The organism is Paenibacillus terrigena DSM 21567, assembly GCF_000374845.1.
In the GTDB taxonomy this organism is placed as follows: domain Bacteria; phylum Bacillota; class Bacilli; order Paenibacillales; family Paenibacillaceae; genus Paenibacillus_K; species Paenibacillus_K terrigena.
Window position 1 is genome coordinate 728,925 of record NZ_KB895413.1, and the last position, 25,413, is coordinate 754,337.

Below are 25,413 nucleotides of genomic sequence, written 5' to 3' on the forward strand. Positions count from 1 at the left end.
GAGGAGAGAAAAATATGAGCCAAATTAAAGTAGAGTTTGTTTGTCTTGGGAACATCTGTCGTTCACCGATGGCGGAAGCGGTCTTTCGTCATATGGTGAATGCAAGAGGGTATAGCGATAAGATCGTTATTGATTCATCGGGAACGGGGGATTGGCATATTGGTCGTCCGCCGCATGAAGGGACAAGAAGCATTCTAGATACGAATCATATTTCTTATGAAGGAATGGTGGCACGTCAGTTCACGGAACAAGATTTCGAGAACTTTGACTATATTGTCTGCATGGACTCGAACAATCTTCGCGACGTACATGCACTACCAGGTAGCGATCAGCATTCCAAACTCATACGGTTTATGGACTTACTGCCGGATGAGAAAGAAGAGAATGTACCCGACCCGTATTATACCGGCAATTTTGAAGAAGTGTATCGCTTAGTTCAGGCCGGATGTAAAGCCTTGTTGGATCGTATTGAACGAGAAGAATTATAATAGAAGAGTATTCTTAATAAAGAAAAGCGACATCCGTCATGGCATGTCGCTTTCATTTTGGCTACTTTAGATAAAGTGATGCGTGGTCCACTTACTTCAAGAAATGTTTCAATCCATCAGGGATATATTGCTGCCAGAAACCCCAAACGTGCTGGCCGTCGCGCTCCAAATAATGGACGTCAGACGATTTTGCGAGGAAGATGTCTCTTGTATCGCGGTTGAACGTTACAAAGTCGAATGTACCGTGATCTGTAACGACTACATCTTCTTGAAGCCCAACGATCATGTACAGCCGCAGCCAAGATAAATCTGGTTCTGCTGCAATAATGGATTGAGAATCGGGATAATACGCACCTGATAAAGAAATGACGTTCTGGAATAAGTTCGGGTATTGTAGTGCAATATGAACGGAGACACTACCACCGAGGGAGTCGCCCGCCAGAATTCTGGAATCCAGATCCGAACGAATCGGATATTTACCTTCTATATAAGGAATCAATTCATGAGCGAAAAATTGTACATATAACTGATGCCGCTCGCCAACGGGAGAATATTCCGAGGTCCTCACTTTTTTATCCACTTCAACGCCTACAATAATGAAGGGCTCTAGCTCCTCATCAAGAATGAGTTGATTTGCGAGCGTTGCGACTCTTCCGAAGTTAAAGAAATCTTCGCCGTCTTGGCAGTAGACGACAGGATAGCTGATCCAAGCTTGATAACCCGGAGGTAGGTACACGCGCAGCGTTCTTTTTTCATTTAAGTAGTTACTTTCAATTTCTTCTTTGACGATCGTTCTTTTCAAATATCTGGCATCTGTCATGGAGAATCACCTTTTTCGTAGTAGTATGCAACTAATTTGTAAATAATAGGGGTGTATGGGTAAAGATTTTTACAAAATATTCACGATTGTATTAATCTGTACTATAAAAATCATTCAACTGTTATACATACAAAACAACAAAATATGTCGTATTAAGCGATATTTTTTGACCAAACACATATAACAGGTGTATAATAAATTCTATAACAGAGGAAAATGATTTTCAAACTTTTTGTTGAGGTGAAGAAAATGAGTAAGCTTTCTTTCGAAGTAAAGTCAGAAGATGTTCAAGCATTATCTGTACTTTCTCCTGATGGTGAAATTATTAACGAAGAAATGATGCCTTCTCTTACAGATGAGCAGTTAAAAGAAATTATGTACCGTATGGTATTTACTCGTACTTGGGACGAGCGTGCAGTTAACCTTGGTCGTCAAGGACGCCTAGGATTCTATGCTCCAGTATCCGGTCAAGAAGCTTCGATGGTAGGTAGTGTATACCCATTGCAAAAAGAAGACTTCGTTGTACCAGCATATCGTGATATGCCGCAAATCGTATGGCACGGTCTTCCGCTATACCAAGCATTCCTATATTCCCGTGGTCATCAACACGGTGGTCAAATCCCAGCTGGCGTTAACGTATTAATGCCGCAAATCATCATCGGTGCGCAAATTTTGCATGCGATGGGTATTGCTATGGGCTACAAATTGAAAAAACAACCACAAGTTGCAATCACGTACACAGGTGACGGCGGTTCGTCGGAAGGTGACTTCTACGAAGGTCTGAACTATGCAGGTGCATTCAAATTGCCGGTTATTTTCTTCGTGCAAAATAACGGTTATGCGATCACGACGCCATTTGCAAAACAAACAGCAGCACAATCGATCGCTCATAAAGCGCTTGCAGCAGGTATTCGCGGTTTGCAAGTTGACGGTATGGACGTTCTTGCTGTTATCAAAGCGGTTCAACTCTCCGCTGAACGTGCTCGTCAAGGCGAAGGCGCAACATTGATCGAAGCATTAACTTACCGTTTCCGTCCGCATTCCATGGCGGATGATACAACGAAATATCGTACGAAAGAAGAAGAAGCTGAATGGGCTATCAAAGATCCGCTCGTTCGTTTCGGTAAATACCTTGAGAAAAAAGGTCTTTGGAGCGACGAAGAAACAGCTCGCGTGAAAGAAGAAGCAAAAGCAAAAGTGAACGAAGAAATCAAACGCGCAGAGCAAACAGAGAAAATGACGGTTTCCGGCTTGATCGACAGCATGTTCGAGACAACGCCACAGCACTTGGAAGAGCAAAAAGCTGATTTCCAATAAACTCGATTGAAATGATTCGACATATAGAACGCATGACAACCAAGTTCTCGGCAAATTGCTGCGAACACGTTTAAGGGAGGAAACGAAGCAATGGCACAGATGAATATGAAAGAAGCAATTCGCGACGCGATTCGCGTTGAGTTAAAACGTGACCCGAATGTGTTAGTATTCGGTGAGGACGTAGGTCATGTTGGCGGCGTGTTCCGTACAACAGAAGGATTACAAAAAGAGTTCGGTGAAGAGCGTGTATTCGATACACCACTGGCTGAATCCGCAATCGGCGGTATGGCTGTAGGTCTTGGTATCCAAGGTTTCCGTCCAGTCGCAGAAATCCAATTCGTTGGATTTATCTATGAAGCACTCGATCAAATCTGCATTCAAGCAGCGCGCATGCGTTTCCGTTCTGGCGGTCGTTACAACTCGCCAATCGTATTCCGTACGCCATTTGGCGGCGGCGTTAAAGCAGCTGAGCTTCACACAGATTCACTTGAAGGTTTGCTCGTTCAAACCCCTGGTATCAAAGTGGTTGTTCCTTCGAACCCTTACGATGCGAAAGGTCTTATGATCGCTGCAATCCGTGATAATGATCCTGTATTCTACATGGAACACTTGAACCTCTACCATGCATTCCGTGACGAAGTACCAGAAGGTGAATACACGGTTGAGCTTGGTAAAGCGAACGTTGTTCGTGAAGGTAAAGACGTAACAATTATTGCTTACGGTTTAATGGTTCGTACAGCGATGAAAGCTGCGGAAGAGCTTGAGAAATCCGGCATCTCTGCTGAAATCATCGACTTGCGCACATTAATGCCGCTTGATATCGATACGATCGTGGCATCCATTAAGAAAACTAACCGTGCGATTGTGGTTCAAGAAGCACAAAAAACTTCCGGTGTAGCCGCTGAAGTTATCGCACAAATCAACGAAAAAGCGATTTTGCACTTGGAAGCTCCGGTTCTCCGTATTTCTGGTCCGGATACTGTATTCCCATTTGCACAAATCGAAGATCAATGGCTTCCTAACCCAGCGCGTATTATCGCAGGTGTAAATAACGTACTTAACTTTTAACTAACGTAGAAGATCGATAAGGGAGGTTTCTCGCGTGGCTAGATTTGAATATTTGTTCCCAGAATTGGGCGAAGGCTTACACGAAGGCGAAATTATTAAAATGCACATTAAACCAGGTGATATCATCACAGATGAAGATATCATCATGGAAGTTCAGAACGATAAAGCAATTGTAGAAGTACCAAGCCCGGTTAACGGTAAAGTACTTGAAGTTCTTACTAAAGACGGTCAAGTATGCCACATGGGTCAAGTGGTAGCAATCATCGATGCAGAAGGGGATATCCCTGAGCAAGCGGCTCCAGCTGAATCTGCAGCAGCACCTGCACCGGCAGCAGCTGAAGCACCAGCAACAGCGGCACCTCAAGCGGCAGCAGCTCCTGTAGCGGCGCCAAATAAAGAAGTTCTTGCAACACCTAGCGTTCGCAAATTCGCTCGTGAGCAAGGCGTTGACATTGCAACAGTGAACGGAACAGGTAAGAACGGCAAAGTGTCACGTGAAGATGTTCAAGCATTTGCAAACGGTGGCGCACCTGCAGCAGCTCCAGCGGCAGCGGCGGCAACAGAAGCAGCGGCACCAGCGGCTGCAGCAGCTAATGTAGCTGTAACAGCAAACGGCGAAGAAGAGCGCGTACCATTCAAAGGTATCCGTAAAGCAATCTCGAATGCGATGGTTAAATCGGCTTACACAGCTCCGCACGTTACAATCATGGACGAAGTGGACGTTACTGAATTGGTTGCATTCCGTACTCGCATGAAACCAGTCTTTGAGAAGAAAGGCGTTAAAGTAACTTACTTGCCATTCATCGTGAAGGCTCTAGTTGCAGCTTGCCGTCAGTTCCCAGCGATGAACGCAATGATCGACGAAGCGAACAACGAAATCGTCTACAAAAAATACTACAACATCGGTATCGCAACAGATACAGACAATGGCTTGATCGTGCCTGTCATCAAAGACGCAGATCGTCGCAACATCTGGACTGTAGCTAGCGACATTAAAGACCTTGCAACACGCGGTCGTGACGGTAAATTGGGTCCGAACGAGTTGAAAGGTAGCACAATTACAATTACGAACATCGGTTCCGCTGGCGGTATGTTCTTCACACCGATCATCAACTTCCCAGAAGTTGCGATCCTTGGTACTGGACGTATTTCCGAGAAAGCCGTTGTTAAAAATGGAGAAATCGTTGCTGCACCAGTGATGGCATTGTCCTTAAGCTTCGACCATCGTCTAATCGACGGCGCGACAGCACAAAACTTCATGAACTACATCAAGATGTTGCTCGCTAACCCAGATCTATTAGTTATGGAGGTGTAATCAATGGTAGTAGGAGATGCTTCTTTAGAAATTGATACAGTCGTAATCGGTGCAGGTCCTGGTGGTTATGTTGCTGCGATTCGCGCGGCACAATTAGGACAAAGCGTATTGATCGTGGATAAATCCGAGTGGGGCGGCGTGTGCTTGAACCGCGGATGTATTCCTTCCAAAGCGTTGATCTCTGCAGCGCATCAATATGAGACCGTTCAAAATGCTTCTTCCATGGGTATCACAATGGAAAATGTAAAAGTGGACTACTCGAAAGTTCAAGAATTCAAACGCGGTGTCGTTAGTAAACTGACTGGCGGCGTAGCAGGACTTCTAAAAGGTAACAAAGTACAAATGTTCAAAGGTGAAGCAATGTTCATCAATGAGAACGAAGTACGCGTGTTCAACGATCAAGAAGCTCCACGTTACAAATTCAAGAACTGTATTATTGCAACAGGTTCCCGTCCAATCGAGCTTAAGCCATTCCCTTACGGTGGCCGCATCTTGTCTTCGACAGAAGCGTTGGAATTGCCTGAAATTCCAAAAAGCTTGATCGTTATCGGCGGTGGGTACATCGGTGCTGAGCTTAGCCAAATGTTCTCGAAATTCGGTACGAAAGTAACGATCATCGAGGGTGCAGATATGGTATTGCCTGGCTTCGATAAAGACTTGACGCAACTTGTGTCGAAGAACATGAAGAAACACGGTTTCGAAATCTTCACAAAAGCACAAGCACAAAGCGCAACTCAAACAGACAAAGACGTAACTGTGAAATTCACAGTGGATGGCAAAGAACAAGAAGTTACAGCTGACTACTTGCTCGTTACCGTGGGACGTCGTCCAAATACAGACGGAGAGCTTGGCCTTGACATGATCGGCGTGAAAATGACAGATCGTGGCTTGATCGAAGTTGACCACCAAGGTCGCACAAGCGTTCCGCACATCTTCGCAATCGGGGACATCGTTCCTGGCTTAGCTCTTGCGCACAAAGCTTCTTATGAAGGTAAAGTGGCAGCAGAAGCGATTGCAGGAATGCCTAGCGTTGTGGATTACAAATGTATCCCAGCGGTATGTTTCACAGATCCAGAATGCTCCAGCGTTGGATACAACGAGACAGAAGCAAAAGAAAAAGGCATCAATGTTAAAGTGGGTAAATTCGCATATGCAGGTAACGGCCGTGCATTGTCCTTGAATGGTGCAGAAGGTTTCGTTAAAATCGTTGCGGATGCTGAGACAGGTCTTGTTCTTGGTGGACAAATCGTTGGTATCGAAGCTTCGAACTTAATCTCGGAAGTGGCTCTTGCTATCGAGAACGCATTGACGCTTGAAGATATCGCTCTTACAATCCATGCGCATCCAACACTTGGTGAGCTTGTGATGGAAGCAGCAGAAGTGGCGCTTGGCCACCCAATCCACTCCATCGTTCGCTAATATTCCTAGAACGAGGATTGTCATCATAACATAAGGAAGAGGCTTGTCGCTCATAGCGCGAGCCTCTTTTTTTCAACAATATAGGATGGAGGAAAAAAATGGAACCCAAATATGTCCGTGAATCACGTTCAATCCTTACACAACTGGTATTTCCCTCTGACACGAATATGCATGGGACGATGTTCGGAGGCATTGTCATGGAATATATCGATAAGATCAGCGCCACCGCGAGTATGCGCCATGCCCGTAAACCTGCAGTGACGGCATCCAGTGATAGTCTTGATTTTTTGGCCCCTATACGCGTGGGAGAAGCGATTGAATTAGAAGCCTTCGTGACGTGGACACATAAAAGTTCGATGGAAGTATATGTGAAGGTCATCGCCGAGAACCTAATGACGGGGGAACGCAAATTGACGGTAACATCCTTCATGACCTTCGTTGCTGTAGATGAGAACGGGAAAGCGACGCCTGTTCCGCCGATTATTCCAGAGACCGAGGAAGAGAAGAGACTGTTCGAAACCGCACAAGAACGGTATGATCAACGTAAACTTAGAAGACATAAGTCGTTGTAGATTGAACAGAAATTGTATGTCGGGTGAGAGAAAATCTATATCAACAGCGTAGTTATTCTATGCTAAACTAGAGGAAGTATTTTTACTGATGCTTGGAAAAAGAGGTGTTTCGTTTGAGAAACTATTTAGACTTACTACAAGATATTCTAGATCATGGTGAGAAGAAAGAAGACCGTACGGGCACAGGAACGATCTCCGTGTTCGGTCGTCAACTTCGCTTCGATTTGTCGCTGGGATTTCCGCTCATGACAACGAAAAAACTTCATCTTAAATCGATTGTGCATGAACTGCTATGGTTCTTGAAAGGCGATACCAATATTCAATATTTGAAAGAAAATGGCGTTACGATCTGGGATGAATGGGCGGATGAGGAAGGTAATCTAGGTCCTGTCTATGGTTCGCAGTGGCGCAATTGGGAAGCTAAAGATGGTCGTACAATTGACCAAATCGCGAATGTTATTCATCAGATTAAGAACAATCCAGATTCACGTCGTATTCTCGTTAGCGCGTGGAACGTAGGCGAAATTGACAACATGAAGCTGCCTCCGTGTCATTTGTTGTTTCAGTTCTATGTAGCGAACGGAAAGCTGTCCTGCATGCTTACGATGCGTTCGGTTGATACGTTCTTGGGGCTTCCATTTAATATTGCGAGCTATGCGTTATTAACCCATATGATCGCTCAGCAATGTGACCTAGAAGTTGGGGAGTTCGTATGGTCAGGCGGCGATGTTCATATTTACTCGAACCACTTTGAACAAGTAGAACGCCAATTATCGCGTGAGCCTTTCGAACTGCCGAAGCTTGTCATCAAGCGCAAGCCAGATTCCATTTTCGAATATACGTACGATGACTTTGAATTCGAGGGCTATCAGCATCATCCTGGGATCAAAGCGCCGGTAGCGATCTAGGAGGTTCATTCCAATGGGATTATCTTTTGTATGGGCAATGGGCCAGAATCGCGTGATCGGGGTAGATAACAAGCTACCGTGGCGTCTACCTTCCGATATGGCTTATTTCAGACGTGTGACGACAGGAAAAACCGTGCTGATGGGACGTAAGACGTACGAGTCTATTGGCAAGCCGCTACCGAATCGTCGCAACGTTATTTTGACAAGAAATACGGATTTTGAAGCGCCAGGGTGTGAAGTGATTCATTCGTTCGATGAAGTCGTACGCCTCGCTGAGAACGAAGAGATCATGGTGATCGGTGGTGCCGAAATTTACAAGCAACTGCTCCCTATAGCCGATCGTCTGCATGTGACAGAGATTGGGGCGTCATTCGAAGGGGATGCGTTCTTTCCTATGTTTCCTATGGAGGAATGGAAGGTCGTCGAGCGTACGAAGGGCATTGTGGATGAGAAAAGTATCTATCCGCACGAGTTCGTGGTCTATGAAAGATTGTCCAAATCATAGGTAAATAGTACAAATTGTTATCTTGAAAATCCATTTCAAGAACGGAATGCCGGATGATACGATAATGAGAAATTCTTTTGGGATTGTAGAGATACAAGATCGGATGGGGGAACGAACATGTCAACACCGACAGGATTTATGGAGATTACAAGGCAGCTTCCGGCAGATCGTGATCCGGTTGAACGGATTAAAGACTGGGAAGAATTTCATTTGCACTTATCAGACGAAGAACTGCGCAGTCAAGGCGCGCGCTGTATGGACTGCGGAACGCCGTATTGTCATACAGGCATGGAGCTGAGCGGCGGGGCTTCGGGTTGTCCGGTGAACAATTTGATACCTGAGTGGAATAACTTAATCTACCGCGATCAATGGAGAGACGCACTCGATCGCTTGCATAAGACGAATAACTTTCCAGAGTTCACTGGTCGTGTATGCCCAGCACCTTGTGAAGGGGCGTGTACGGTAGGGCTCATCGGAAGTCCGGTGACGATTAAGAATATTGAGAACAGCATTATCGAGCGCGGATTTGACGAGGGCTGGGTTGTACCGCAACCACCGTTTGAGCGCACAGGGAAGCGTGTGGCGATCGTAGGATCGGGTCCTGCTGGCTTAGCTGCTGCAGCGCAGTTGAACAAAGCAGGCCATGAAGTGACGGTGTACGAGCGTGCGGATCGTATTGGCGGCCTTCTGATGTACGGCATACCGACGATGAAGCTGGACAAGAAGGTTGTGGAGCGTCGCGTTCAGATCTTGGAAGCGGAAGGCGTGAAGTTCGTAACCAATACAGAGATCGGCAAAGATATTCCTTCGCAGCAGCTTGTCGATGAATTCGATGCCGTTGTGCTCTGCGGTGGTGCAACGAAACCACGCGAATTCAATATCGAAGGTCGCGAGCTGAAGGGCGTTCACTATGCGATGGACTACTTGAACGGAACGATCAAGAGCTATCTAGATTCCAATCTAGAAGACGGTAACTACATTTCTGCAAAAGATCAAGATGTTATCGTCATCGGTGGCGGTGATACAGGAACGGACTGTGTAGCGACAGCATTAAGACATGGATGCCGCAGTGTAACACAATTCGGTACGCATACGAAGGCTCCGCTGACACGTGATTCCATCGCGAATCCTTGGCCGCAATTCCCGAACGTGTATACACTCGATTATGCACAAGAGGAAGCGAAAGCATTGTACGGCAACGATCCACGCGAATTCTCGATCATGACGACGAGGTTCGCCTCGGATGAGGAAGGCAACGTGAAGGAACTGCATACGGTTCAAATCGAGCGGATTGTCGATGAGACGGGCCGTAAAATCTATCAGCCGATTCCAGGTACAGAACGTGTATTCCCGGCGTCGCTTGTATTAATCGCAATTGGGTTTGATGGTCCGGAATCGACGCTCGTTGATCAATTGAAATTAGAGCAAGACCGCCGTTCCAATGTGAAAGCGGAATATGGAAAATACCAGACAAGCGCGGAGAAAGTATTCGCTGCCGGCGATATGCGCCGTGGTCAGAGTTTGGTCGTCTGGGCGATCAACGAAGGACGCGAAGCTGCACGTGAAGTCGACAAATTCTTGATGGGCTCTTCCCTTTTGCCTTAAATTCAGTCATAATTAGATCATGTACGTAAGTATGGAGCTGCGCAGGGCGCGGCTCTTTTTGTCCGTTATCGACCTTGCAGGAACAAGAGGGCAAGTGAAAGGCGGATTGAAAGGGGAGGCGCTGAACCGTGAAGACGTTAGTCATTGCCGAGAAGCCGGATATGGGGCGGACGATTGCCGCCGTCATCGAGCCGAAGGGCAAGAACAACCGAACGTATATTGAAGGGGAGAGATATATTATTACGTGGGCAATCGGGCATCTCGTGGGACTTGCAGAGCCTGATTTGTATGATGATAAATATAAGAAATGGAATTTTTCTGATCTGCCGATTATACCGGATCATTTCAAAATCATCGCCAATGCGAAGACGAAAGATCAATTGAAGGTGATTGGTGAGCTTGCTAAACGATGCAATCACCTGGTTAACGCATGCGATGCTGGGCGAGAAGGGCAGTATATTTTTGCGTTAATTCAGCAGTACTTGAAGCTTCACCAGCCAGTCGAACGACTCTGGATTTCGGATTTAACGGCGGAGACGATTCGCGACGGCTTTGCATCCCTTCGTGCTGGCGCGGATTTCGAGAATCTGACGCTCGCTGCAAGATCGCGGAGTGAAGCAGACTGGCTTATTGGGATGAATGCATCGCGTGCATTTACAACCAAACATCGAAATCTGTTGTCTGTAGGGCGTGTACAGACCCCTGTTCTGGCATTGATCTATGATCGACAGAAGGAGATTGAAGCCTTTGATTCTCTAACCTTCTACGATTGCATCGCGGATTTCGCTCAACCAGAATCGACGTATCAAGGGATTTGGCAAGGCGAACGAATGACCTCGAAGGAGGCCGCTGATGCACTCGCAGCAAAGGTAAAGGACAAGCCGGCGACCGTGGCAAGCTATGACGTGAAAGAAACGAAGGAATACCCATACAAGCTGTATGATTTAACGTTATTGCAACGGGATGCGAATGCGAAATTCGGCTTCTCAGCGAAGAAGACACTAGACTTGGCACAGGCGCTGTATGAGAAGCATAAAGTGATTTCGTACCCAAGAACGAATTCGAACTATGTTACCGAACAGAACATCGAACCGATGCATAAGACGCTACATATGCTCAAATCGACGGCGTACAAGGAATATGCAGAAGGTGCGAAGCCTTCTCTCGTGCATGTGAATAATAAATCCGTCTGTAATCCGAGTAAAGTCGAAGATCACCATGCGATTCTTCCGACCTTAAAGCGACCGGGCACATTAGCACCTGATGAGCAGAAGATCTATGATTTGGTTGTCCGTCGATTCCTCACGCAGTTCTATCCACCTGCTGAATATAAGCAGCATACATTGCTTACAGAGGTCGAAGGGGAGACGTTCAAGACGAATGTGAAGGAACTCCTCTTCATCGGTTGGAAAGCTGTCGTCTCAGACGAGCCCAAGGGTAAGGCGGGAGGCAAGTCGAAAGGTAAAGGATCGGCAGGGAAAGACGGTGAAGAGGAAGAAACAGAGGAATTAACGACGGAGCCTTTCCAGGTCAATCCCGATGCAGAGACGCAGTGTATCGAGGCTACGATTAAAGAAAAGAACACACAGCCTCCCAAAGCTTATACCGAAGGGACATTGCTGAAGGCGATGGAAAGCGCGGGCAAGCAAATTGAGAATGAAGAACTGCGGGATGCAATGAAGGATGCAGGACTAGGCACACCAGCAACTCGAGCGGCGACGATTGAACGACTGAAGCATGTCGGCTACATCGTGATGCAAGGCAAACGAATTACCGTCACCCAGAAAGGCAGAATGGCTATCGAGCTCATTCGTCACGCAGGGGTTGATCTTCTGACTTCGCCGGATATGACAGGTCAGTGGGAACGGCGATTGAATCAAATATCGAAAGGTGAAGCATCGAACGAGCGATTTATGGAGAACGTGAAGAAATTTACGATGTTCATTGTTGATAAAGTTCGAGTGCAGCGCCCAGTCTCGAAGGAAGCTTTCGGTGACCCGAATGACCATGCGAAGCCGACGAAGGGAAAATCAACGCAAAAGACGGAGCGCAAGGCTTCAACTGCAGCATCCAAGCCCGAATCATCGACCAAGGATTCGAATACAGCTACGGCATTGACGTTTGAACCAATCGGGCCTTGCCCGCGAACAGGCTGTGGCGGCTCCATTATTATGGGCCGGAAAGGATATGGCTGCAATCACTTTAAGGAAGGCTGCAAGTTCGTTATCTGGAAGTCGAGCCTTGGCAAGACCATGACAGATACGATGATTCGATCCCTGCTTAGTAAAGGGAGCACACAACCGCTGTCTTTCAAAGCGGAAGATGGAACGACGTACAAGGCACGAATGATACTCTCGAACCCTGAGACAGGGGAGCTGAAGTTAGAACGAACATGAGGAGGATAGTGCCGTGGCTTCACAGCGTATTCGTATTTCCATTCCTAAGACGTATTCTGAAATATGGCATGACACGATTTCCATTGCGGTCTTATGTGTCATTATTCTTTACATCGGCTTATTATGGAATAGTCTGCCGAGTCAAGTGCCAATCCACTTTAATGCAGAAGGGGACGCTGATGGATGGGGGAGCAGAACCATTCTACTGCTCTTGCCGGGAGTCAGCCTCATCTTGTACATTGCATTTTCGATTGTGAGCCGTTATCCGCATCGATTCAATTATCCCGTTGTCATTACGGCTGAGAATGTACAAGAGAAGTACACATTATCAAGACTCCTTGTCAGCTGGCTGAAGCTTGAGACGATCCTTGTGCTTAGTTATATTGAATGGAGTATGCTGCAGACCGCTGTAGGGGAAAATCACGGGGTTAGCTTCTGGCTATTGCCTGTCTGTATAGCTGTGATGCTGTGTACAATCGGATGGTGTCTGTTCCTCATGTTGCGTAACTCCAAAAAGCCTCTAGCGTAGCGAACTACGTTAGAGGCTTTTTGGTTAAGATAGCAGGTGCTGATTCAGCACCTCTGGAATATCATTTAATGACGTGACGGTGTACAAAGTAGCGTCGGGGTCAAGCGTGTAGTCCACCATATTGTATTTCCATTCATTTTGCTGCTTGAGGTAGATGACGCTGAGTCCGGCTTCAAGTGCAGGGGTGACATCCGTCCGCAACGAGTTCCCGATCATCCAAGTCTTCTGCCGATCGAATTGACCTTCGTACAAGATCGATTCGAGTGCTTCTCGATTCTTATGCTGACGAATGTAGATACGATCATGGAAGAACTCTCTCAGCTTCATCTCATCGATTTTGCGCTGTTGGATGAGGATCTCTCCGCCAGTATAGAGGGAGAGTGTATGTCCTTCTTCACGGAGATGCGACAATGTCTCGAACATCCCAGGGTAAGGCTCAACTGGCTGCTCATATACGCTGCGCCCGAGCTGCATTAGCTGCTCTTCTTCCTTCGGATGCACAGGTCTTCCGTGTAGAACACTGAAATAGCGGTACGTATCAACGAAGGACTCGGGGAAATGCTCGCTAACGAATCCGTCTCGATTTACGCGTTCGAGATCAATATCGATTTGCTTTTTCTTGATGTGTTCCGTTCTGATATCATACGTGTGAAACCACGTCTCCATAAGATCTAGGAATTGTTCGATGATGAGGTAGAAGTATTTGTTGCAATAAATAAGCGTATCGTCGAGATCGAAGATAATATTCTGCTGTGTTGTTTGCTGTGTCATCGTGATTTCACTCCTTTCTTTAAGCAGTTGCTTCTATGATGAGCGTTGATGGCTAGAGGCGCAGATACGACTCAAGGAAGAGCTGCATCTCAGCAATCCCATCTGCACGGATACTGTATTTCTCATTCTCATCATTAAGATGTGTGCGCAGCAAGCCTGCGACGCGTAGGATTCGAATATGTGAGCCGACAGCTTCGGGAGTCATCTGCATAATCTCAGCGACTTCGGATGTTGACCGCAGCTCTTGCGCAAGATAACGCAATATCAACAAACGTTTTGGGTCGGATAGTGCGCGTGTGAAGCGAGCGAGACCAATGGGAACTTGATGCTCATTCGTCTCTGGCAAGTCAATCGCATATTGAATCAGCAGCATCCCGTTCAATTTCACATAATAGTTCACAGGGCGACTATGAATCATAGGCATGAGTATGATCGTATGTAAGTGATCTAGGGGCTCAACGACGACACCATTCGTCGCATATTCGACAAGGTCGATCGGATCCATCTTGGAGATCAGCTGCTGCTTCTCCTTCGCATCTTCTTCAAGAAACGGTATTATTGTATGCTCAATCTCGGCAAAATATTGCTCGTACCATGCTTTGATTAACGGTGTATAAGAGTCGCGAATGCGTGCAACGTCCTCTTTGGCCACATGATCGACATAAGGGGTTGTCTGTGCGTACAGCTCGTCCAAATCGCAAGTCTCTAGATAATGAATACATGATGGGATATCCGTCTTCGGCTCACGTTGGATTGTCCACAAATAGAGGATATCGTAGTCTATCATTTCCGATGAACGAAATGTATCGATTTGTTCGACAATGGTTGGATCGAGTCGACAGGATACGTCATCAATCCACTCCTGACCCCAATCTAAATCATCAGTCCACTTCCGTGTCGTATATATTAAGAAGCTGCACAATAGTTCATACATTGAAGAATGATAGACTTTGATCTGATAACTCATGATACAAATTCCTCCCATACAAGTCACAGTCCGAAGAACTGCTCTTGTTATTATGGCTTGTTTTACAACCAATTGTCCACTATTATGTTCAGTATAACGATAGATCCGCAGAAGGAGAATAACGTGATGATGAAAGTTGATAAATTGTTGAAAAAAATACCCGAATCGACAATCCTTGATCATATTAGTCTAGAAGTAGAAGAAGGGGAGTTTATCGCAATTATTGGTCCGAGCGGCAGTGGTAAATCAACCTTTCTGAAATGCCTTGCTATGCGTGAGAAATGGACATCGGGAAAGTACATGGTTGATGATACGGATATTTTCGCGAACAAGTTCGCAGGAACACGTAAAATTCGACGGGAGTGCGCATATATCGAGCAGAGTCCGACGCTGCATCCGAAGAAAACGGCACTTAAGAACGTCTTGATCGGACAATATCATCAAACGCCGCTCTGGCGTATGGCGACGGGGATGGTTCGTTCTGATGATTATATGGGTGCGATGGATACGATTGAGCAAGTAGGGCTGCTAGATAAAGCGAAGCTCAAGATTGAACAATTAAGCGGCGGTGAACGTCAGCGTGTTGCGTTGGCGCGTGCGCTTGTGCATGGGGCGAAAGTTATTCTGGCCGATGAGCCTGTATTAGGTCTCGACCCGAAATCCGTGGATTCAGTCATGCAGCAGCTTCAGAAGTTATGTCGTGAGCAACGGATTACGGTTATTGCCGTTATTCAACAGGTTGAATTAGCAGAACGTTATGCGAGTCGATTGATAGGACTCTCACAAGGGAAAATTGTCGTCGATGTGAAGGGACGCCGTCTGATGCAGGCGGAGAAAAATAAGATTTTCAATTAATATGATTGATAGATGATGATGAATATTTATGTCGAAAGAGTGATCGAATTGACGAGCATTGTAATGTCTTTGTCACTCTTTTTTTGCTGTGCTACTCTATAATTTGAGAAGTGTAGTGATAGAGTAGATTACATAGAATAGGATGAGATCAATATGAAAAACAAGACGAAAATTGCGTTAGTAATCATGCTGATCGCGTGTGCCTATGTTATTTTTCAAATGACTGTTTTGGGAGATTCATCAAAGGTTCAGGTGAAAAGCAATTTAACGGAGGCGCCATCGCCGACCGTAACAACTTCTACGTATAATCCTGGTGAAGCTATGGAGCCTTCTGAGCCTTCGACACCGCAGAAGGATAGCGAGAAGAATAAAGAGGGTTCGAAAGTTCAGCCTCCGCGTTCGAAAGAGGACAAACCCGATACGAAGAAGCCGACGGATAAATCAGATCAACAGAAAGAATCTGATAAGCCGAAACAACCGGAAATGAAGCAGCCTAACAAAGCGACGAAACCACTTGTCGGTAAAATAGCTTATATAACATTTGATGATGGAGCGAGTCCGCATACGATGGGATTACTCGACGTGCTTAAAGAGTATGATGTCGAAGCAACCTTTTTCATGTTAGAACCGAATATGCGCAAGTACCCGGATGCTGTGAAGCGTCTAGTCAAAGAGGGACATATGCCCGCGATGCATGGCGTATCGCATCAAGTGAAGAAATATTATGCATCCAGGACATCTGTTGTTAGTGAGATGTCAGCAGGGCAGAAGACAATTCAGAAATTGACAGGAGAAGAGACTTGGCTTATCCGCACGCCGTATGGTAGTGCGCCATATATGACGAAAGACTATATGAAGGCTGTCAAAGATGCTGGATTTACACTATGGGATTGGAATGTCGATAGCCTTGACTGGAAATACCGGGATGCACGTTACGTGGATACCGTGAAGAAAGAAGTACTGGGACTCGAGAAGAAGAATATTTCGCCTGTTATCCTAATGCATGACCGAAAGGAAACGCTCAAGTACTTACCGCAAGTGTTGAAATTCTTGAAAGATCGCGGATATCAATTCAAGACGCTAGACGAGACGCTTAAACCGATTCAATTCAGTAAAGGCTAAGGGCAAGGTGAAATAAGGGAGTGTGATCAAGGTTGAAATGTAGGTTGTCCGTTATTCTCCTATTTAGCTGCCTGATGATCGTGCTGAGCGGCTGTGAAATTACGAAGGATCCTCGGGCATTAATGAGCATCCCCCGCTTGCCTGAAGATAAGGCAAATCTGTATAGCCTGATTATGGAAGATCTTCCCGAAGGGGGCTCCATCATCCGGCCGACGAATATTAATGATACGAGTGCCATTCGAATTACGGATCTTAATCATGATGGGATCAGCGAAGCTGTAGTATTCTATCGAACTCCAGATCAACCGGTTCGAATTCATGGCATGATCTGGGAGAATAATGGAGATACATGGCGTAAAAAATTGGATTTCGATGGAGAAGGCTTTGAACTCGATTCCTTTGATCTGGTTGATGTAACCCATGACGGGACTATCGAGATGATCGTCGGCTATTCAAGTGGTGATACAGAAGTACAGAAAGGCCTTATTGTCTATTCTTACAAAGATAATCAAATGGTTAAAATGTTGGAAAAATCATATTCCTCGTATGTCATTAATGATTTGAACGGGGATGGAAAGTTCGAGATTAGTCTCTTGAACTTCAAGCAGGGCCAGACAGCCGAGCTGACTTCGATTCAGTACAATGAAATTACAGGGAAGTTCGAACCGTTAAGTTCACTGAAGTTGGATCCAACCGTCAATACGTATTACAACGTCGTGACCGGGAAAGTATCTGAAGATGTGCAAGGGATTGTGCTCGATGCTTCCGTAGGTGCACATTCCGCGTATACGGACGTCATTATAATGAAGGATAATAAGCTTACAAAGGTGCTCTCATCGGAACAGACATATAAACCTTATGCAACTTATAGCTCCGATGAAGATAAGGACGGTATTCTGGAGATTGCCATGCTGGAGACGCCATATGGTTGGGAAGATGAGGGTCTCGCAGGTATTCCATGGTTCATAACATATCATAAATGGGATGGAGATCATGGGCTGAAGTTCGTTCTTGAGCAGTATCGGGATTTACAAGATCGGTTCTATTTCAATTTCCCGCCGGAATGGCATCATAAAGTAACGATTTCTCGAAGATCCAAATTGGAAGAATACCTCAATTTCATCAATATCGATACAGGCGAGACGATGGCAGAGATCCGATTCTTCTCGTTATCTGCATGGGAGAAGAACCATACAGGATGGAAAATGCTTGCGAGAACCGAAGAGCATATTATTGGCCTTCGCAGCAGTTATGATTTGAGTTCAGGGAAAGGCAATGTTGAACTCACGCCAATTGAAATAACAAAGAGGTGACATTTCATGAGTAAAGTTCTAATTCTTGAAGATGAAGAATCGATTCGCAGTTTTATCGTGATTAACTTAAAACGAAATGGACTAGAGGTTGTTGAAGCGGCGACCGGAGAAGAAGCGCTTGAGAAATTCAACGCCGACCCGACATTCGATATTGCACTACTCGACGTAATGGTGCCAGGCATTGACGGATTTGAGGTCTGTCGTAAAATTCGGGAGACGAACGAGCGGATCGGTATTATTTTCTTGACGGCTAAGGTTCAGGAACAGGATAAAGTCTATGCACTCTCCGTTGGTGCTGATGACCATGTGAGCAAGCCATTCAGTCCAACAGAACTAATCGCTCGGATTCAATCCTTATTGCGACGGGTCAATGTGCATAGTGAGTCCGGTGCGAAGATTAGCTTCGAATCAGGACCATTCACACTCGATCTGATCGCCAAACAATTCAAGAAAAATCATCAAATTATCGAGTTGACGCCAACGGAGTTCTCCTTGATTCAATTATTCCTGGAGCGCGAGGATGTGCCGCTTAGCCGCGATGTCTTGCTGGATCATGTCTGGGGCAAGGATTACATGGGGGATCCCAAAATTGTGGATGTAAATATTCGAAGATTGCGTCAGAAGCTGGAAGATGACCCGTCCACACCGATGTTCATTGAAACCGTATGGGGTCATGGATACAAGTGGAAGGGAAGCCGACATGTTTAAAAAAGGATTGCGGCGATCCGTCGTCATGCATTATTTCATCGTCGTATTCTTGACGATTATGATCGTCGAGGTGATCTTCATGATCTCGATCCAGTCCTATTATTACAATACAATATCGAACTACATGTCGAATCATGCGAATCAAGCCACATCGTATTACCAGAAATTCGTTGGTGTGTCCTATGCATCGGAGAATGACCCGAATTACTTGCCAGATATTCTAAAAATGTTCAATCTAGAGAATACCGAGCTGCAAGTCTTAAATACGCGGGGAGATGTGCTGATTAGTTCGTCAGGGTTCCAAGTGGAGAAAGGAATACAGACTTCCGACATCGCGCAAGCAGTCCATGGCAAACAAGAAACATGGATTGGAAGTCAGGTCGGCACGGGCGAGCATGTGATGGCTGTTTCGACACCGCTTAAGGATCAAGGCCAGACGTTGTATATTCTGAGATACGTGACGTCGCTCGAAGCCATCAACAATAAAATATCGAACATTATACTCATTTCAGTCGCTGTGGGCATCGTCGTACTCGCGGTGGTTCTGCTGATCAGCTTTGGTCTTGCGAATTCGATCGTCAAACCGATCAACAACATCACGGCGTTCTCTGCGCAGATGGCGAAGGGACGGTTTGATGTGCGAGTCGAAGGGGAGTACAGGTATGAGCTAGGTGAATTAGCCTCATCACTGAACTATATGGCTGAAGAAATCGTTCGCAGCGATCAGGTGAAGAATGATTTCGTATCTTCGATTTCCCACGAGCTCCGCACACCGTTGACAGGAATCAAAGGATGGACGGAAACGCTCGTATCTGGCAATTTCTCTGATCCTGAAGAGACGAAGCTAGGGATGACGATTATTGCTAAGGAAACAGATCGATTGATTGGGCTTGTTGAAGAACTGTTGGATTTCTCAAGATTGCAGCAGAAAGAAGTGAAGCTGCATCAAGATCCTGTTGATATAATAGGGCTCCTGACAGAGACGAAGCTTCAAGTTCGGACCAAAGCGGAACAGAAGCAGGTACGGCTTACGATTAATGTGAGCGGCGTACCGGAACCGATCATTGGTGATTTCAATCGATTGAAGCAAGTATTCTTAAATATCATCGATAATGCCCTTAAGTTCTCGCATGTCCAATCGAACATCTTCATTCATATCGAATATGAGCCGAAGGAATGTATCGTAACGGTTCGTGATACAGGTATCGGAATTACTCAAGATCACATCACCAAAGTGACGGAGAAGTTCTACCAGGTGAATCCGTTAGGCGGGGGCACAGGACTTGGTCTCGCGATTACGAGAGAATTGGTCGAGCAGCATGGAGGGACACTAACCATCACGAGTATTTCGGGGGAAGGGACGTCCGTCATCGTATCTTTGCCGAAATGCGATAAAATGCATGAGATCATTCAGGACGAGTCTGATGTGTAATCGATAACGTGTAGAAATGAATCATATACCTACCTTATATGAAAGGCGATACTTATACTTATAAGTATCGCCTTTTTGGCATGATATGGAAATTTCGCAACGGCAGTACTCACCTATTTGTCGGGGAAGCTGGGAGTCTCCAATATCACTGCCCGTTGCGTTAGCGCATGTCTTTGTCGCTGAAGGGCATCCTAAAATGACGAAGATAACCTGATAAATTCCATCTTTTTGAAAATTGACCAACGTTATATTTGTATTGAATCAGGAAAACGTTGGATTGCTCGAATTTTGTCGAATATAATGGTTGTATATTCATGCATCATAACGTATAATTCTACTTGCGCCATGATAATAAGACATAAGAGGATTGATTGAATGAAAAGAATTAACGCATTGCTAGCATGTTTATTAACAATCATGTTGATTGCCGGTTGTAGTGGAGTGAATTCCGATGCGTCTGGACAATCAACAAACAGTAAAAAATTGGTACTTGGAACAAGTGCAGATTACCCTCCTTATGAGTTTCATAAGAAAATCAACGGTACGGATGAAATTGTAGGATTTGATATTGAGATCGCGAAAGAGCTCGCGAAAGATATGGGTGCAGAACTCGTCATAGAAGATATGAAATTTGACAGTCTGCTGCTCGCGTTAAACTCCGGTAAGATTGATATCGCCATGGCGGCCATGAATCCAACGGAAGAACGTAAGAAGAATGTAGACTTTTCAACGATCTACTATACATCGGATCAAGCCGTCTTGGTACGTGCTGAAGACAAAGATAAGTATAAGACGATGGATGATTTGATCGGGAAGAGCATTGGGGCTCAGAAGTCGACGATTTATGAAGATATTGCCCGAGCTGTTCCGAATGCCAAGGTTGATGCGCTGAGTAAAATGTCAGATATCCTTCTTAGCCTTGAATCCAAACGCGTTGATGCCTTAATCGTGGAGCTGCCTGTTGCAGAATCTTACGAGAAGAACCGTTCAACACTCGCTATTGCAGACGCACGCCCGAAGTCAGAGGATAACGGTTATGCAGTTGCCGTGAAGAAGGGCCGCGAAGATCTTGTGAGTCAAATGAATAAGACCATTGATCGCTTGATGAGCGAAGATAAAGTGAAGAAATATGTAACAGATGCAACGAAGCTTGCGGAAGAAGGTGATTCCAACATATGGACGATCCTCATGCAGTACAAGTCTACATTCCTTAATGGGGTATGGTGGACGTTACTCTTATCGCTTGTTACCGTTGTCTTCGGCTTCATTCTTGGTGTTATTCTAGTTCTAATGCGCCGTTCTCGAATCAAGCTATTCAAGTGGTTGGCTATAGCCTATATTGAGTTTTTACGCGGGACTCCGCTTATGGTTCAGTTGTTCATTATTTATTTCGGATTGCCTTCCATTGGCATTGAGTTCCCGAAATTCATTGCAGGTGCGATAGCATTATCCCTCAATAGTGCGGCATATCTTGCGGAGATCTTCCGTGCAGGTATTGAGTCTGTTGACAAAGGACAGCTAGAAGCTGCACGTTCACTCGGGATGGGCCAAAGCATGGCGATGCGTTACATTATTCTCCCGCAAGCTCTGAAGCAAGTGCTTCCGGCGATCGGTAATGAGTTCGTCGTTATTATTAAAGAATCGTCCATTGTCTCCCTGATCGGGATTACAGATATTATGTTCCAAGAAGAAGTTGTACGTGGAAGCACTTATGCAGGGTTACCACCGCTTATCATTGCGGCTGTGCTGTACTTCATTCTTACATTTACGTGCTCTAAGCTACTTGGAGTCGCAGAACGGAGGCTGAAGGCAAGTGATTAAGGTAACAGGCCTGCACAAACATTTCGGTAAGCTCGAAATTCTTAAAGGTATTGATATGAATATCGAAAAAGGGGAAGTTGTCGTTGTGATCGGTCCAAGTGGATCGGGGAAAAGCACATTTCTACGCTGCCTCAACCTGTTAGAAATTCCAACCAAAGGCACGATCCAATTCGAGGGGAATTTGATTACCGATAAATCGCATAACATCAATGCCACGCGTGAGAAAATGGGCATGGTGTTCCAGCAGTTTAATTTATTCCCTCATATGACTGTGATAGATAATATTACATTGGCGCCGGTCAAAATCTTAAAGATGGATAAAGCATCAGCCGTGAACATTGCTCTGGATTTGCTGCGGCAAGTGGGGCTCGAAGATAAGAAGAATGCTTATCCTTCGCAATTATCCGGTGGGCAGAAGCAGCGTATTGCGATCGCTCGTGCGCTTGCTATGCAGCCGCATGTGATGTTGTTCGATGAGCCGACATCAGCGCTTGATCCAGAAATGGTCGGGGAAGTGCTGGATGTCATGAAGTCCCTCGCAGCACAAGGGATGACGATGATTATCGTCACGCATGAGATGGGATTTGCCCGCGAAGTCGGTGATCGAATCGTGTTCATGGATGGCGGGAATATTGTCGAGGAAGGCGATCCGCAGACGGTATTCAGTCATCCGAAGCATCCGCGTACGCAAGAATTTCTTAGCAAAGTACTCTAATCGAGTCGTTCTTACAATCCTCCGTCCAAGCAAGGACGGGGGATTTTTGTATGTGAACCCAGTGACACAGGTATTTTTATCAATTGTTGGTTAGGGGCCGAAATTTAGGTATTGACAAAAAAAGTTTCCCTAGTACAATTTAATTAGTAGAACATTTATGATTCCTCTGAATAAGATGCATTGAAGTGGCTTTTATTTTTACCCTAAAAGTTGCACTAAGGAAAAATATTTTGTCCAATACACAATTGACATAGACAGGTATGAGGAAAGTACCACCAGTAAGATAGGAGTGATTGTTATGGAGAACAATGTAGAAATGAAACCATTGACTGAACCAGCTTTTACGAAGAAGGCATGGCGTCAAGAACGGGATCAGCATTCTTTACCTGAAGTTTATCGTTCCATGAAAATTCCTAAGACAGGTTCATGGCTCAAGAAGTTTTTAGCATTTGCGGGCCCAGGTTATCTTGTTGCCGTAGGTTACATGGATCCGGGGAACTGGGCGACGAGTATTGCCGGCGGCTCGATGTTCGGCTATACGCTATTGTCCGTTATCTTCATTTCCAACTTGATGGCGATGTTACTGCAGGCACTTGCTGGCAAACTAGGGATCGTAACGGGGCGTGATCTTGCGCAAGCTTGCCGAGATCATTATACGAAACCAGTGAATTTCGTATTGTGGGTGCTGTGTGAGCTTGCGATAGCCGCTTGTGATTTGGCCGAAGTCATCGGGGCAGCGATAGCGTTAAATTTGTTATTCGGGATTCCACTTGTATATGGCGTATTAATCACCGCAGTGGATGTCCTCATCGTTCTGCTTCTTCAGAACAAAGGGTTTCGATATATCGAGATATTAGTCATTTTATTGATCGTAACGATTGGCGGCTGTTTTGCGGTTGAATATTTCTTATCCAGACCGGATCTTGGTGGAATTGCACGTGGATTCATTCCTAGTGCTGAGATCATTACGAACCCAACGATGTTGTATATTGGCATCGGAATTCTAGGGGCCACCGTCATGCCTCATAATTTGTATCTGCACTCATCCATTGTACAGACCCGGGGCTACGACGAGAACTCGGCAGGGAAACGCCAAGCTATTAAATACTCGACTTGGGATTCATCCATCGCCCTATTATTCGCGTTATTCATCAATGCATCGATTTTGATCATTGCATCTGCCACCTTCCATGAAGCGGGCATGACGAGCATTGCGGATATCGGAGATGCCTATCATATGTTGACACCACTACTCGGCACAACACTAGGCAGTATCGTTTTCGGGGTCGCTCTACTAGCATCGGGCCAGAACTCGACGTTAACAGGAACGTTAGCAGGACAGATCGTCATGGAAGGTTTCCTGAATATTCGACTCAAACCATGGCTGCGCCGCTTAATTACGCGGATGATCGCTATTATTCCAGCGGTTATCGTAACGGTAATGTATGGTGAGAAGGGTGTTAGTGATTTGCTCATCCTGAGTCAAGTAATTCTCTCGCTCCAGCTGTCCTTCGCAGTTGTACCACTCGTGAAATTTACAAGCGATCCTGCAAAAATGGGTGAGTTTGTCAATAAGTCTTGGATCAAATGGACGGCATGGTTCGTAACCATCGTCATCATTGTATTGAATGCATATCTGTTATACAGTACCTTTTTTGGCTAAATAAAAGTCGTTTTATCATCGGAAGACCTATTCGATTCGAGCCTCAAAACTCGAAGAATAGGTCTTTTTGCTGTAATTGTATCAAAAAGTTAATCACAAAAAATGCTGATATACCGCGTGGTTGCGCGATTTGTTAAAATTTGCTTGGGCACTGGTTACAAAATTGTGATATATTGATTGAGCCGAAACTTCGCTTGTTGAAGTGCGGGGGATGATTCACAGCTGAATGGATAATACCAAAATCCACAAGAATCGATTCAGCTAGGGGTGAAGCGCCGTGAGCGTAGGGTTGTATCCTCAACCCAAACCCGACAACTAACCTCGTAGGCGTATGAAAAGGAGGAATTATGAAAATTTTTAATCTGAAGAAATTGTCCATTACGTTGTTTACTGCATTCTTAGCTATTCAATCGATTACTGTTGTTGCAGCAGCGCCTTATTACGCGAAAGACGGAGATACGTTCTTCAAAATCGCAAAGACGAACAGCATCGATATGAATGATCTCATGAAGGCGAATCCGAACGTCGATCCCCTCAATATCTATCAAGGATTAAAGATTGAACTTCCTGGAGCCAAAGAAACAAAAGCTGAGGTTGCCTCAGCACCGCCTGTGGCAGATTCGAAGGTGACTGCAAAATCTGCATCGGAGCCTGCTGTGATTAAAGAAGAGAAACCAGCACCGAAGAAAAAGGAAGCAGCAGTGTCTGCATCTGCATCGTCGGATAATGTGGTCCATATCTCTGGAGAACCTACAAGCTACAAGAAATCCTTAAATGTGAAAGCGACAGCCTATACAGCAGCTGCTAGTGAGAATGGATCATGGGCAGGAAAAGATTATTTCGGTAATCAATTAACGCATGGTACCATTGCTGTAGACCCTGATATGATTCCGCTAGGTACTAAAGTATTCGTAACGGGTTATTCATTCAACGGTCTGCCAGCCGGTGGGTTCGTCGGTAGAGCCAATGACATTGGCGGCAGCATAAAAGGGAATCGCATTGATATCTTCGTAGATACAACGCAATCGAGTGCAAGTAAATTCGGCATTCAAAATGTAAAAGTATTTGTATTATCCTAAATGCGAAAAACGCTTCCCATCCTTG

The 25,413-nt window shown here is 45.5% G+C and carries 23 protein-coding genes and 1 riboswitch; of the genes, 20 read left to right on the top strand and 3 right to left on the bottom strand.

The genetic code is table 11. The features are described from left to right. Positions 1–14 precede the first annotated feature (14 nt). Complete coding sequence (locus C558_RS0107525; RefSeq protein WP_018755643.1) at positions 15–488, top strand: low molecular weight protein-tyrosine-phosphatase; 474 nt, start codon at positions 15–17, stop codon at positions 486–488. A 91-nt stretch (positions 489–579) separates the two neighbouring features. Here the strand turns inward: C558_RS0107525 and C558_RS0107530 are convergent, their stop codons facing one another. Further along, positions 580–1,308: an alpha/beta hydrolase gene (locus C558_RS0107530; protein WP_018755644.1), complete on the bottom strand. Its 729-nt coding sequence runs from the start codon at positions 1,306–1,308 to the stop codon at positions 580–582. Positions 1,309–1,557: 249 nt separating this feature from the next. Here C558_RS0107530 and pdhA point away from each other — a divergent pair, with 249 nt between their 5' ends. The 10 genes from pdhA to C558_RS0107580 all read left to right on the top strand — a co-directional run bounded on the left by pdhA (position 1,558) and on the right by C558_RS0107580 (position 12,942). Beyond that, the gene (gene pdhA, locus C558_RS0107535; RefSeq protein WP_018755645.1) at positions 1,558–2,625 is read left to right on the top strand and encodes a pyruvate dehydrogenase (acetyl-transferring) E1 component subunit alpha; all 1,068 of its coding nucleotides are present in this window, start codon (positions 1,558–1,560) and stop codon (positions 2,623–2,625) included. 90 nt (positions 2,626–2,715) lie between these two features. Continuing rightward, on the top strand, positions 2,716–3,693 hold the full coding sequence (locus tag C558_RS0107540; protein ID WP_018755646.1) for an alpha-ketoacid dehydrogenase subunit beta: 978 nt from the start codon (positions 2,716–2,718) through the stop codon (positions 3,691–3,693). Positions 3,694–3,727: 34 nt separating this feature from the next. Beyond that, a complete protein-coding gene (locus C558_RS0107545) occupies positions 3,728–5,008 on the top strand; it encodes a dihydrolipoamide acetyltransferase family protein (protein ID WP_018755647.1) in 1,281 nt (426 codons plus the stop codon). 3 nt (positions 5,009–5,011) lie between these two features. Further along, on the top strand, positions 5,012–6,427 hold the full coding sequence (gene lpdA, locus C558_RS0107550; RefSeq protein WP_018755648.1) for a dihydrolipoyl dehydrogenase: 1,416 nt from the start codon (positions 5,012–5,014) through the stop codon (positions 6,425–6,427). Positions 6,428–6,525: 98 nt separating this feature from the next. Continuing rightward, complete coding sequence (locus C558_RS0107555; RefSeq protein ID WP_018755649.1) at positions 6,526–6,999, top strand: acyl-CoA thioesterase; 474 nt, start codon at positions 6,526–6,528, stop codon at positions 6,997–6,999. Positions 7,000–7,112: 113 nt separating this feature from the next. After that, a complete protein-coding gene (gene thyA / locus C558_RS0107560; protein WP_018755650.1) occupies positions 7,113–7,907 on the top strand; it encodes a thymidylate synthase in 795 nt (264 codons plus the stop codon). Between the two features lie 13 nt (positions 7,908–7,920). Then, on the top strand, positions 7,921–8,412 hold the full coding sequence (locus tag C558_RS0107565) for a dihydrofolate reductase (RefSeq protein WP_018755651.1): 492 nt from the start codon (positions 7,921–7,923) through the stop codon (positions 8,410–8,412). A gap of 117 nt (positions 8,413–8,529) precedes the next feature. Continuing rightward, positions 8,530–10,017, top strand: a complete 1,488-nt coding sequence (locus C558_RS0107570; protein WP_018755652.1) for a glutamate synthase subunit beta — start codon at positions 8,530–8,532, stop codon at positions 10,015–10,017. A 128-nt stretch (positions 10,018–10,145) separates the two neighbouring features. Further along, positions 10,146–12,413, top strand: coding sequence for a type IA DNA topoisomerase (locus C558_RS0107575; protein ID WP_018755653.1), 2,268 nt, complete (start codon positions 10,146–10,148; stop codon positions 12,411–12,413). Positions 12,414–12,426: 13 nt separating this feature from the next. After that, the gene (locus C558_RS0107580; RefSeq protein WP_018755654.1) at positions 12,427–12,942 is read left to right on the top strand and encodes a DUF1648 domain-containing protein; all 516 of its coding nucleotides are present in this window, start codon (positions 12,427–12,429) and stop codon (positions 12,940–12,942) included. Positions 12,943–12,966: 24 nt separating this feature from the next. Here C558_RS0107580 and C558_RS0107585 read toward each other — a convergent pair whose 3' ends face one another. Both C558_RS0107585 and C558_RS0107590 read right to left on the bottom strand, forming a co-directional pair. After that, a complete protein-coding gene (locus C558_RS0107585) occupies positions 12,967–13,713 on the bottom strand; it encodes an HAD family hydrolase (RefSeq protein WP_018755655.1) in 747 nt (248 codons plus the stop codon). 52 nt (positions 13,714–13,765) lie between these two features. After that, positions 13,766–14,680 (bottom strand): ArsR/SmtB family transcription factor, encoded by a 915-nt coding sequence (locus C558_RS0107590; RefSeq protein ID WP_018755656.1) that lies wholly within the window; start codon positions 14,678–14,680, stop codon positions 13,766–13,768. 126 nt (positions 14,681–14,806) lie between these two features. On the opposite strand from C558_RS0107590, the gene C558_RS0107595 reads away from it, so the two are divergent. The 9 genes from C558_RS0107595 (at position 14,807) to C558_RS0107635 (ending at position 25,388) form a co-directional block, all read left to right on the top strand. Beyond that, positions 14,807–15,535: a phosphonate ABC transporter ATP-binding protein gene (locus tag C558_RS0107595; protein ID WP_018755657.1), complete on the top strand. Its 729-nt coding sequence runs from the start codon at positions 14,807–14,809 to the stop codon at positions 15,533–15,535. Between the two features lie 153 nt (positions 15,536–15,688). Continuing rightward, complete coding sequence (locus C558_RS32475) at positions 15,689–16,657, top strand: polysaccharide deacetylase family protein (RefSeq protein ID WP_018755658.1); 969 nt, start codon at positions 15,689–15,691, stop codon at positions 16,655–16,657. A 32-nt stretch (positions 16,658–16,689) separates the two neighbouring features. Continuing rightward, on the top strand, positions 16,690–17,970 hold the full coding sequence (locus C558_RS30660) for a hypothetical protein (protein WP_040674431.1): 1,281 nt from the start codon (positions 16,690–16,692) through the stop codon (positions 17,968–17,970). A 6-nt stretch (positions 17,971–17,976) separates the two neighbouring features. Continuing rightward, a complete protein-coding gene (locus tag C558_RS0107610; RefSeq protein ID WP_018755660.1) occupies positions 17,977–18,678 on the top strand; it encodes a response regulator transcription factor in 702 nt (233 codons plus the stop codon). Further along, positions 18,671–20,110, top strand: a complete 1,440-nt coding sequence (locus C558_RS30665) for a sensor histidine kinase (RefSeq protein ID WP_018755661.1) — start codon at positions 18,671–18,673, stop codon at positions 20,108–20,110. The genes C558_RS0107610 and C558_RS30665 overlap by 8 nt, the downstream gene beginning before the upstream one ends. Positions 20,111–20,485: 375 nt before the next feature. After that, positions 20,486–21,931, top strand: coding sequence for an ABC transporter substrate-binding protein/permease (locus tag C558_RS0107620; RefSeq protein ID WP_018755662.1), 1,446 nt, complete (start codon positions 20,486–20,488; stop codon positions 21,929–21,931). Beyond that, positions 21,924–22,646: an amino acid ABC transporter ATP-binding protein gene (locus C558_RS0107625; RefSeq protein WP_018755663.1), complete on the top strand. Its 723-nt coding sequence runs from the start codon at positions 21,924–21,926 to the stop codon at positions 22,644–22,646. The genes C558_RS0107620 and C558_RS0107625 overlap by 8 nt, the downstream gene beginning before the upstream one ends. 298 nt (positions 22,647–22,944) lie before the next feature. After that, positions 22,945–24,309, top strand: a complete 1,365-nt coding sequence (locus C558_RS0107630; RefSeq protein WP_018755664.1) for an Nramp family divalent metal transporter — start codon at positions 22,945–22,947, stop codon at positions 24,307–24,309. 170 nt (positions 24,310–24,479) lie between these two features. Further along, positions 24,480–24,654: riboswitch (cyclic di-AMP (ydaO/yuaA leader) on the top strand. A gap of 2 nt (positions 24,655–24,656) precedes the next feature. Next, entirely contained in the window at positions 24,657–25,388 is a 732-nt protein-coding gene (locus C558_RS0107635; protein ID WP_018755665.1) for a 3D domain-containing protein, read from the top strand. Positions 25,389–25,413: the final 25 nt, after the last annotated feature.